The 1,358-nt window shown below is 33.0% G+C and carries 1 protein-coding gene; it reads left to right on the forward strand.

The features are described from left to right. Positions 1–186 precede the first annotated feature (186 nt). Complete coding sequence (locus F6K13_RS33420; protein WP_124146068.1) at positions 187–1,263, forward strand: branched-chain amino acid aminotransferase; 1,077 nt, start codon at positions 187–189, stop codon at positions 1,261–1,263. Positions 1,264–1,358: the final 95 nt, after the last annotated feature.

The raw sequence follows: 1,358 nt of genomic DNA on the forward strand, positions 1-1,358 counted from the left end.
GTCTTTACTCCTGACTCCCGACTTAAAAAGGAGTAAAGACTTTTCACTTTTCCCACAACTTTTTGAGGTCTTTGCTTTTTACCATCTTCTACAAAAGTGACTTGTTTTTAATTATATGTATTTAATTGGGCATGATATTATAAATAAACAATATAAAGTAGCATTTTTACTAAAAGCCAGACAATAATGCAAATAGTTAATTCTCATAATTCTCAAATATCTATAGAAAAAACTAGCCACTCTCGGATTAAAGAACAGGATATCAATAATAGTCCCTTTGGCAAAGTATTTAGCGATCATATGTTAGTTGCTGACTACAGGGATGGTAATTGGCAAGAGGTAAAAATTGTTCCTTATGGCCATATTTCAATGGCTCCTTCTCTGTCAGCCCTCCATTATGGCCAGACCGTTTTTGAAGGTTTAAAAGCTTATAGAAGTCCCACAGGAAAACCTTTACTATTTCGCCCACAAGCTAATTATAAACGGATAAATGAATCAGCTTTTCGATTATGTATGCCACCTATTCCTGAAGATATTTTTCTGGATGGTTTAAAGGAATTAATTAGGCTAGATTCTGACTGGATTCCTACTCAATCGGGTAGTGTATTATATATTCGACCTATTTATTTTGCTACAGATGAATCTGTTGGTCTTAAACCAGCAAATAGTTATAAATTTATGATTATTTCTTGCCCTGTAGGTGCTTATTATTCAGAACCAGTTAAGTTAATTGTTACAGATAAATATATACGAGCTGCTGAAGGTGGAACAGGTGCGGCTAAATGTGCTGGTAATTATGGTGGTAGTTTATTAGCAGATAAAGAGGCTAAACAACAAGGTTATGATAATGTTTTATGGTTGGATGGGAAGGAAAAAAAATATATTGAAGAATGTGGCACAATGAATGTGGCTTTTGTCATTAATGATGTTGTGATTACTCCTAAGTTGACTGGTACTATATTAGCTGGAATTACTAGAGATAGTGTATTAACTTTATTGAGAGATATGGGTGTTAAAGTTGAGGAAAGATTAATTTCTATTGATGAAGTGGCAAAAGCTTATGAAGAGGGTAATCTTTCTGAAGCATTTGGTATGGGAACTGCAGCTACAATTGCTCATATTTCTACTATTAATGATCAAGGTAAAGATATGATTTTACCTCCTATTTTTGAACGAAAATATGCTCCTCAAGTATTACAAAAATTAGAAGATATTAAAACAGCTAAAGTGACTGACCCTTACGGTTGGGTTGATCCACTGTAAACTATAGGTTACTATAATTGGTCTTGGGATGAGATTAAAACTAAACATTATTAGTTGATTTACTAATATAAATCTTCTATCATCCCATAATTTTT

The organism is Okeania sp. SIO2B9, assembly GCF_010672505.1.
Classification (GTDB): Bacteria; Cyanobacteriota; Cyanobacteriia; order Cyanobacteriales; family Microcoleaceae; genus Okeania; species Okeania hirsuta.

Bases quoted from the DNA above. Each gene is read 5' to 3' on its own strand.
- F6K13_RS33420 (WP_124146068.1), top strand. From the start codon at position 187: ATGCAAATAGTTAATTCTCATAATTCTCAAATATCTATAGAAAAAACT.